Consider the following 8,887-nt stretch of genomic DNA (forward strand, 5'->3'; position numbering starts at 1 on the left):
GGAGCCGGCTTCGATGCGCGCCCACGCACGATGCTCGGCCAGATCGGTGAGCAGCGCGCTCGTCGCTGCCACCGCGTCGGCGACCGTGATTCCCGGTGCATCGGGTTCGATGTCGTTGCGCTGCAGCACCGAGGCCGCGGTGCCGACCGCGGCGATCGCCTTGCCGTGCCGCCACATCTCCTCGACCAGCAGGTTCACGCGGGAGTCCGCCGGCGCGGCCAGCAACAGCGCGCCGTCGAATTCGACCGATCGCATCGTGGCGAAAGTCCGCGCCACCGGCACACCGTCGATGACACCGCCGCGCGCCGCGACAACCATCGGCCGGACCCTGGCCTCTTCCAGCGCGGTCGAGACCTCCCGTATCGCGTCGCCCGAGGTGGTGTCATCGACCAGCAGCGCCACCGTTCGCCCGTCCACCGGGAAACTGCCGTGTCGCTGCGACAACGCGGGACTCGGCGCGAGGTCGACATGGTCGCTGTTCGGGGCGGGCTTGTCGAGACCGAGTTGACCGGCGACGTAGTCGGCCAGCCCGTCGTCGACATTGACCAGCATCTGCAGAGCGCGCCGCTGAATCGTCTCGGACTGGCATTTCCCGAGTTCGAAGGAGAACGCATCGGCGAGATGCTGCTGTTCGCCGGTTGTCAGGCTGCGATAGAACATGCGCGGCTGCGAGTAATGGTCGGCGAACGACACCGATCCCGCACTGTTGGCGGAGGTCCGCAGTTTCGCGGTCGGCAGCGGAATGGGTGTCGGCGATTCGACGAAGGCTTCGCCGGCGAAACTCGCCGCGTAGGGGCACCCGCCGCCGAGCGAATTGGGTTTGTAGGCAGCGACTCCGTGGTGGACGGCACCCTGGTGCATCCCGTCCCGAAAGAGGTCGTTGACGTCGGCGTGCGGCGTATTGATCGGCAACTGGGTGAAATTCGGGCCGCCGAGCCGACTGATCTGGGTGTCGAGATAGGAGAACAGCCTGCCCTGCAGCAGTGGGTCGTCGGTGACCTCGATGCCCGGAACCAGATGTGTGGGGCAGAAGGCCACCTGTTCGGTTTCGGCGAAGAAATTCTCCGGATTCGCGGTGAGCCGCAAGGTGCCGATGGTCCGCACCGGCGCGAGTTCCTCGGGGACGATCTTGGTCGGGTCGAGCAGATCGATGCCCTCGAAGAGGTGATCGGGAGTGTCGGGAAATACCTGCACGCCGAAATCCCATTCCGGTGCGTAGCCCGCCGCGATCGTGTCGGCCAGATCCCGGCGATGGAAATCCGGGTCGAAACCGGCCGTGAGCTGCGTTTCCTCCCACAGCATCGAATGCACGCCCAGGCGCGGCTTCCAGTGGAATTTCACCAGACTCGTCGTGCCGTCCTCGGCAACGAGGCGATAGGTGTGGACGCCGAATCCCTCCATCATCCGCAACGACCGTGGCAGCGCCCGGTCCGACATGTTCCAGAAGGTATGGGCGGTCGCCTCGGTGTGCAGCGTGACGAAATCCCAGAAAGTGTCGTGGGCGGATTGCGCTTGCGGGATCTCCCGATCCGGCTCGGGCTTTCCTGCGTGGATCACATCGGGGAATTTGATCGCTTCCTGGATGAAGAACACCGGAATGTTGTTACCGACCAGGTCGTAGACCCCTTCGCCGGTATAGAACTTCACCGCGAAACCGCGGGTGTCGCGCACCGTGTCGGCCGACCCGCGTGAGCCGAGCACCGTCGAGAACCGTACGAAGACCGGGGTGCGCGCGTCGGCGGCCAGGAATTTCGCGCGGGTCAGCGACGCGGCGGCGCCGTTGGCGACGAACACACCGTGGGCGGCGGTGCCACGAGCGTGCACGACCCGCTCGGGGATGCGTTCGTGATCGAAGTGGGTGATCTTCTCGCGCAGATGGAAGTCCTGCAGTAGCGTCGGGCCGCGCGGTCCCGCCTTGAGCGCGTGATCGGTGTCGGCCACCCCCGCGCCCTGCGGGGTGGTCAGCCGGGGCCCCTGCTGGGCGCGCACGCTCGCGTCACCGGGAATCGGCGCACCCGTGGGGCTGCGCAGCGCGGGCCCCTGCTGGTCGGCTGCCGGACCCGCCTGCTCACACGGTGTCGCGGCGTCCTCGTCGGGCGGAGTCGGCGGATGGGTGAATTCGGACGGAATATCGCGGTCGGTCATGGTATTTCGTCGTCCCTTCGTCGCGCGCGGGGAATTCGGAGAATCGGCCTGCCACTTCTTCGACGGACTACCGCGTTATCGGCGGGGCAAACAGCGGTTCGGACTCGGCTCGTGGGGTAAGCGGCGCCTATGGAGATAATTGCGATCGTGGCTTTGGTTGCCCTCGTCGCGGCGGTGCTGGTGATGCGCAAGACCCGGGGCAGGCGGCCGGGAGAACCGGAGTCGACGGGCAACGACCCGAAATGAGCTCGAGGCGTGACCCGGCGGTTACGGGGTAACCTCCGACAAACGGTAGTGGATGAGGGAGGTGGCGTGCGGGCTCGAGATCGCGACACCGCTCCCCGCTCGAGAACTGTCGGGTTCCAGGTGCCCGCCGAACTGGACCAGCTGAGCATGGTGCACGCCCTCGCCGAGACAGTGCTGCTCGTCGGTGGTTTCGCGCTCGACGAGGTCACCGACCTGCTGCTGGCTCTCGACGAGGTCGCCACCGCGTTGATGCTGGTCGCGACGCCGGACTCCCTGCTCGACTGCGCGTTCACCGGTGGGGACGGAGCGCTCGGCGCCCGGGTGAGCGCAGTGGCACGAGAGCCCGCCGCCCTCGATGAGCAGTCCTTCGGCTGGCATGTCGTCGCGACGCTGACCGACGCGCTGCGCACCGACTACGCCGGGTTCGACGCGGCCCGCGGCGGCTATCCCACCACGGTCGAATTCGGCTGGATCCGGCGATTGCACGGACCTGCCAAGTCGTGACCATTGCGCGCTAGCCTCGTGAGTAGGGCATAGCCCCGGGTCCCGGTGGGTACCCCATGAACACATCTGCAACCGCCTGGAAGTGAGGCAAGTAGCGATGACATGGGAATCAACGACAGTTTCGGCCGACCGTTCGACCGCCCGGCGATCGCATTCGCACGGCGACAGCTACGACAACATCGAACCGTGGTTCGAGAAGCTGCGGGCGCTCGAGCCCGGCGACGAACACCACGACACCGTGCGCGCGCAGGTCATCGAACTGTGCTTGCCGCTCGCCGATCACATCGCGCGCAAGTTCAACGGCCGCGGCGAGCAGTTCGACGACCTCGAGCAGACCGCCAGGGTGGGCCTGGTGCTCGCCGTAGATCGCTATGACGTCACCCGCGGCTCCTCATTCCTGTCCTTCGCGATCCCGACGATCATGGGTGAGGTGCGCAGGCACTTCCGTGATCGCACGTGGGCGGTCAGGGTGCCGCGCCGGCTCAAGGAGATCCAGCTCAGGATCGGGCCCGCCACCGAGGAACTCTCGCAGCGGCTCGGCCGGTTCCCCACCGCGCACGAACTCGCCGACGAACTCGATGTCGACCTGGTCGAGGTGACCCGCACACTGGTCGCGGGCAACGGCTACCAGACCAACTCCATCGACGGCGTCACCCACGACGGCCGAGACAACTCCACCCAGCCGATCACCGACACGCTCGGCAGCGACGAGCCCTGCTACCAACTCACCGAGGACGCGATGGCGGTACGCCCGCTGATCGCCGCGCTGCCCGCCGAGGAACGGCAGGTGCTGATCATGCGTTTCTACGAGTCCCAGACGCAGGGCCAGATCGCCGAGCACCTGGGTGTCTCGCAGATGCAGGTCTCGCGGATCCTGTCGCGGACCTTGACCTTTCTGCGTGAGCAAGCGCTCGCCGAGCCGACGTCGACCCAGTGACAGCGGCGGCGACACGTGCCAGAATTGTTCCAGGTTGAGACCTCCAGCCGACCCCGGTCCTCGTCTACCGCTCCCCCGAGCCGGTAGACGGCTGTCGGCAGCGACGACCGGTCATTCCTGTCGCACAGGAGGTTCCATGTCTGTCGTCACGGATCGTCGGCATTCGAGTCGGCTGCGCTGGTACCGCGGCTGCTCCGCGGATACCGCGGCCGAGCCGGCCTTGCGCGACCCGGGACGACCTGGCTGCTGGGTACTCCAGGGCGGCATCGAGCTCGACGCGGCGCGCATGCCGCGATTCCGTTCGCTCCTCGATCGCTCCGTGCGTTCTGGCGCACGCGTCGTCGTCATCGACCTGCGCGACACCGAATTCCTGAGTATCCGCGTCGCGGCGATGCTGCGCGACGCCAAGGTCGAGGCGTGGACGCACCGGGTCGACATTCGCCTGCTCACCGGCACCCGTGAGGTGGAGCGAGCGCTGGATCTGGTCGGTGTGCGGCCGCTGTTCCGGTGTTACCTGTCGATCGACGAAGCCTCGCGATCGGAACCAGGTCACTGACAGGCCGTTTCGATCACCCTGATCCTGGGTATGCGCTCGATGAAGCCACTCCGGCGCACGCTCGGGAGGAGGACATCGTGGATTCGAGCGACCGGATCATCACCGACTCGACCCGTGCGACATCGACCCGCGTCCAGATCGACGCCGATCTGAGCCAGGTTGTGATGCTCCGGGCGGTCGCCGAAACTGTCGCCTTGATCGCCGGTTTCACGGTCGACGAGGTAGCCGATATCCGCGTCGCGCTCGACGAGGCGGCCACGTGCCTGATCCTGGACGCGGTACCCGAGTCCGAGATCCATTGCGAGGTCACCGCCGACGGATTCCGGATCCGGGTCGCGGTTTCCGCGGTCTGCGACAGCGACCACCCGGTCGACACGACCGGTTTCGGCTGGCACGTGATGCACTCGATCACCGACCATCTCACCGCAGACCACGAGGCCTACGACCGGGAACAGGGCGGTTACCCCGTCGGGATCACCTTCACGCAGGTGCGGCGGGTGCACTGAGTGCCTCGCGCAACGAGCTGCGATCCGCGTTCCAGCACGTCAGGACGTGTTCGGCGAAGCGATCCTCGAGCAGGTTCGTCGCCTGGATGCCGAACACGACCGAGGCAGCTCGGCCGGGTTCGGTGGCCAGCAATCCGGCGATGACGTCGCGCCGCATCACCTGTTCGTGCACGGCGTCGGCTTCGACGTGTTCGGTGTAGAAGTGCGCGCACGCGGGATGCGGGAGCAGCGTGCGGGCGAGCTCGGCCAATCGGCGCGACGCGGGCGGCGAGGTGATCTCGGCGGTCGCGAAATGGCCGATCAGCGCGCCGCGCAGGCCACGGTGCAGGCCGAACAACGTCATCATGTCCACCAGCGCCAGCATCGGCGCGGGCACGGTGTCGAGGTAGTGCAGGTAGCCCGGCTCGAGGTCGGCGCCGGACAGGAGATCGGCGAAGAGTCGCGCGTGCACGCGTTCGCCGCGGCCGGCGCCGAACTCGTCGAACTCGACCGCCACCAGCGACGCTTTCACCTGTCCGCGCAGGCGCGGGATCACCCAGGCGTACGGGTCGGCTTCGATGTGGTGATAGATCGAGCGGTGGACGAAGTATTCGCGCAACCGATCGGCCGTCCCCCGCTCGGCGAGGAATCCCGCGATGCCGTCGGTGTCACGGGTCGGTTCGAGGAGACGGTCGAGTTCTGCCTCGACGTCCTCGCCGCCGGGGACATCGGCATGCAGGGCTGTGAGCAGCTGGTTCTCCAGGTCGCGGCGCAGCCGCAGCAGGTCGGGATCCCACTCCCAGTTCTCGTCGACACCGGCGAATCCCTGATAGTGCAGTTCGTAACAGGTGTGCAGGGTCAGCAGGAGATCCTCGCCGTAGGGATCGAGTCCGCCGACCTCGGGAACCGCCGAACCCGGTGTCCGCGTGAGCAATTCGGTGACCGCGGCAGACAACTCGCCACGCGGGCGCGGCAGTGATCGCAGAGCCGTCATTCGGTACTCCTCGGATGACGCCGGCGCCGGTGGCTCGTATCGCACAGCGGGTAGGTGCTCGACCGGCGACACAGACACAGCGCCACCACGAAACGGTCGCAGTGCAGGACCGTCCCGTCGGGGGTGACCACGTCGACGGGACCGTCGATGAGCGCGGGCCCGCCGTCGGTGAGCACGACCCGCCGCGCCTCAGGCGAGGTCGGCGACGGGAGACGATGTTCGGTCGACACGGATCACCACCAGTTCCTCCTCACGCTGGCCGGGCCGGATGAAGCCGTTGGCGGCCAACCATCCGGCGCGAGACCGCATGACCGGTCCGAACGGCACCGTTCCGGTCGCCGCGACCTGGGCGTTCGCGCCGATTCCACGCAGTTGGCACAGGCTGCGCTCGGGGTCGTTGATCGCCGAATGCACGATCAACCCGACGCCACGCTCGGTGAGCAGGTCCGGCAGCATCGCGCACAACCGGTCGAGCACACTTCGGCCGTCGGGGCCCGCGTCCCAGGCCAGCGCCGCACCGCGACCGGTCGCCCGGCCCGCGGGAACATAGGGCGGATTCGCGACCACCACGTCGAAGCGCGGCAGCCGCAGCGCGGATCCGAAATCGCCGTGCAGCAGCTCCACCGCGATGCCGCGCAACCGGCAGTTCATCCATGTCGACATCAGCGCCGACCAGGACAGGTCGACGGCGGTCAGACTGCTCGCGCCCGCCGCGGCGGCGGCCATGGTGAGCGCGCCGGTCCCCGAGCAGACGTCGAGCACCCGCCCGCCGGACAGCGACGGCACTTCACGCATCGCACGACTGAGCAGCCAGGTATCGGCCTGCGGCCGGTAGACCCGCGGCGCCCGCAGGACGACCATCTCAGTGTCCCCGTGGCTCGCCCAAGGCGAGACCCTCCTGCGCCTTCACCCGTCGGTGCTCGGCGACCACGAGCCCGATCCCCACCACCAGACACACCGCGCACGCCACACCCGCCAGCACGGCCCAGCCGCCGAAGCCGTACCCGGCCGCGGTGAGCGTGAGACCGAGCAGCACCAGCCCGATAGCGGCAAGAATCAATCCGGGCCAATTCCTGGTGTCCCTGATCGACTCGCCGGCATGGGTTCGAGTGGTCCGAGCGTCATCGGGAAACTGTTTCTCTGACTGATTCATCGCGCAGCTCCTTTTCGAGGACGAGACCGCCCTGTGGTGGACATGCCCGCAATCCATCGAAGCAATCAGCCGCCCTCGCGCCGACGCGGTCGAAATACCGATCGACCAGGTGATTCAGTTCGTTTCGATGACCTCGGTCACCGGGCGGCGCGGGGTGGATTCCAAGGGTGCCGCGGCGTGCGGCATGACGCCGACTCGGATCATGACGTGTGGATAGGCGCATTCCTGCAGGACCGTGGTGCGGATCTGGTCGCGGAGATCCAGCATGCCGAGAGGTTCGGATTGCAGGCTCGTCGCCAGGCCGAGGTAGGTGGCCTGCAGCAGGATCGCGCTCGTTGCCTGACCCGCGCGCAGCTGGGAGACGCGGTTATCGTGCGGGGTGCACACGACCAGCCAGTGGGCGGAGTCGGGCTCGTCGGTGTACTCGGACAGTTCCGCTTCGGCGAACACCCGCACCGGTAGTTCGTCCGATGAGCGTGCGACGGGTGCGTTGCGGGCGGGTACGCCGTTGGGCTCGCCGTGGCAGCCGCTCCACTGCTCCAGTTCCGCCAGGTAGTTCGTGTCGGTCGCGTGCCGAGCGGCGGCTCGGTGCATGGGGGCGGCCAGCTGCGAGAGCATGCTGTCGGGGACGTGCCGGGCCGCGGCCCCGAACGGGGCCGCGCATCGCGACACCGCACGCAGGTCACGCGCGGGCACCGGCCCGCCAGGATAGCGGCGCCGATCGGATTGGCGCAGGTGGATGGCGGCGGCCAGCCGGATATCGCGATCCGACGGCGGACGCGGGGTGAACCGCACCGTCGCGAGGTGGTCGGGTCGATCCGGGTCGGGCAGCCGATCGATCTCGGCCTGCCAGCCCAGCATGGCGAACGCCACCTCGAGATGATGCAGCGCGGCGCCGCAACTCACCACCAGAGCGCGTGCCAAGGGGTCGGTCGCGGTGACCTGACGCCCGAAGTCGGCGAACAGATCGACGCGGCCACGCTGGATCCGCCAGCGCCACGGTTGGGTGTTGTGCACCGAGGGCGCACGCACCGCCAATTCGAGTGCGTCTCGGCACGTTGTGATGCTCGGCATGTCTCGCCAGTCTTCCTTCCTGTACAGGTCGGCGTACTGCGGCTGGACTCGACCCTAGGTGGCGAATCTGAGAAATTACACAGCCGGAGAGACCTCGGTCGGGACGCTGGTGGCCGCTGCCCAGTGCAGCAGGCAGTCGCGGGTATCGAAGTGCCGCACGTCGCCCGCACCGAGGTCGACGGTGATCCATCGGTGGTTGACGTCGTGATCGATGCGCTGCCAGCTATCGCAACCATCGCGGTCGCAGTGTCGAGCCAAGGCCATCGGAACGCTCCTACTCGTGATGCGAAGAGACCAGGATATAGGGGCATTCGATGTGGTCAGGACCACTCCTACGACTTCGGGGTCACAGCGAGTTGATGAATCCGCCGCACGCGTCCGTCGCCGGCGACGCTGCCGATCATGATCCATTCGATCCGCAGGTGCCCGAGCTTGCGATGTTCGGCGTCGAGGCGGCACCGCGCGGCGAATCGGTGGCCGTCGACGAGCAGATCGTCGATCGTGACATCGACGGCGGTGACGTTCTTGCGGGCGGGCGACGCGTGCGCGATCAACCGGTCGCGGTCGAGCTCGGTGCCGTCGGTCTGCCAGATCACGTCCTCGGTCAGGGTGCGATCCACGATCGCGGCGGGGTCCTCGTCGGACAGGGCCATGTCGCGGGTGTAGTCGAGCACGAGTCGACGGGCTGCGCGTTCAGTTATCTCTGACATGCATGACAACTTTAAGCAGCCTGTTATCGTTGTCAACCGTGTCAGAGATAAGGCGGCGCCGTCAGCGCGTAGAGGTAGGGCGT

Annotated in this window: 12 protein-coding genes; 4 read left to right on the forward strand and 8 right to left on the reverse strand. The window is 67.4% G+C overall.

The window, feature by feature from the left end; genetic code table 11:
- On the reverse strand, window positions 1-2,145 hold a 2,145-nt coding region (locus ACFWF3_RS14020), incomplete at its 3' end, for a catalase (RefSeq protein WP_379313980.1).
- Between the two features lie 312 nt (window positions 2,146-2,457).
- Between ACFWF3_RS14020 and ACFWF3_RS14025 the strand changes: the two genes are divergently transcribed.
- From ACFWF3_RS14025 to ACFWF3_RS14040, 4 genes are all read left to right on the forward strand, one after another.
- Window positions 2,458-2,895, forward strand: a complete 438-nt coding sequence (locus tag ACFWF3_RS14025) for an anti-sigma factor (RefSeq protein WP_379313981.1) — start codon at window positions 2,458-2,460, stop codon at window positions 2,893-2,895.
- A gap of 97 nt (window positions 2,896-2,992) precedes the next feature.
- Window positions 2,993-3,832, forward strand: a complete 840-nt coding sequence (locus tag ACFWF3_RS14030; RefSeq protein ID WP_379313982.1) for an RNA polymerase sigma factor SigF — start codon at window positions 2,993-2,995, stop codon at window positions 3,830-3,832.
- Window positions 3,833-3,968: 136 nt separating this feature from the next.
- Complete coding sequence (locus ACFWF3_RS14035) at window positions 3,969-4,388, forward strand: STAS domain-containing protein (RefSeq protein WP_378995053.1); 420 nt, start codon at window positions 3,969-3,971, stop codon at window positions 4,386-4,388.
- A gap of 77 nt (window positions 4,389-4,465) precedes the next feature.
- A complete protein-coding gene (locus ACFWF3_RS14040; protein ID WP_379313983.1) occupies window positions 4,466-4,894 on the forward strand; it encodes an ATP-binding protein in 429 nt (142 codons plus the stop codon).
- Here ACFWF3_RS14040 and ACFWF3_RS14045 read toward each other — a convergent pair.
- From ACFWF3_RS14045 to ACFWF3_RS14075, 7 genes are all read right to left on the reverse strand, one after another.
- The gene (locus tag ACFWF3_RS14045; protein WP_379313984.1) at window positions 4,869-5,867 is read right to left on the reverse strand and encodes an iron-containing redox enzyme family protein; all 999 of its coding nucleotides are present in this window, start codon (window positions 5,865-5,867) and stop codon (window positions 4,869-4,871) included. The genes ACFWF3_RS14040 and ACFWF3_RS14045 overlap by 26 nt on opposite strands.
- Window positions 5,864-6,043 (reverse strand): CDGSH iron-sulfur domain-containing protein, encoded by a 180-nt coding sequence (locus ACFWF3_RS14050; RefSeq protein ID WP_378995063.1) that lies wholly within the window; start codon window positions 6,041-6,043, stop codon window positions 5,864-5,866. The genes ACFWF3_RS14045 and ACFWF3_RS14050 overlap by 4 nt, the downstream gene beginning before the upstream one ends.
- Window positions 6,044-6,056: 13 nt before the next feature.
- Window positions 6,057-6,728 (reverse strand): HemK2/MTQ2 family protein methyltransferase, encoded by a 672-nt coding sequence (locus ACFWF3_RS14055; RefSeq protein WP_379313985.1) that lies wholly within the window; start codon window positions 6,726-6,728, stop codon window positions 6,057-6,059.
- A gap of 1 nt (window position 6,729) precedes the next feature.
- Complete coding sequence (locus tag ACFWF3_RS14060; RefSeq protein ID WP_379313986.1) at window positions 6,730-7,020, reverse strand: hypothetical protein; 291 nt, start codon at window positions 7,018-7,020, stop codon at window positions 6,730-6,732.
- A gap of 114 nt (window positions 7,021-7,134) precedes the next feature.
- On the reverse strand, window positions 7,135-8,094 hold the full coding sequence (locus tag ACFWF3_RS14065) for an Acg family FMN-binding oxidoreductase (RefSeq protein WP_379313987.1): 960 nt from the start codon (window positions 8,092-8,094) through the stop codon (window positions 7,135-7,137).
- Between the two features lie 75 nt (window positions 8,095-8,169).
- Complete coding sequence (locus ACFWF3_RS14070; RefSeq protein ID WP_378995072.1) at window positions 8,170-8,358, reverse strand: hypothetical protein; 189 nt, start codon at window positions 8,356-8,358, stop codon at window positions 8,170-8,172.
- Between the two features lie 68 nt (window positions 8,359-8,426).
- Window positions 8,427-8,804: a nuclear transport factor 2 family protein gene (locus tag ACFWF3_RS14075; protein WP_379313988.1), complete on the reverse strand. Its 378-nt coding sequence runs from the start codon at window positions 8,802-8,804 to the stop codon at window positions 8,427-8,429.
- Window positions 8,805-8,887 lie beyond the last annotated feature (83 nt).

The organism is Nocardia sp. NPDC060220 (genome assembly GCF_042727815.1).
Lineage (GTDB): Bacteria > Actinomycetota > Actinomycetes > Mycobacteriales > Mycobacteriaceae > Nocardia.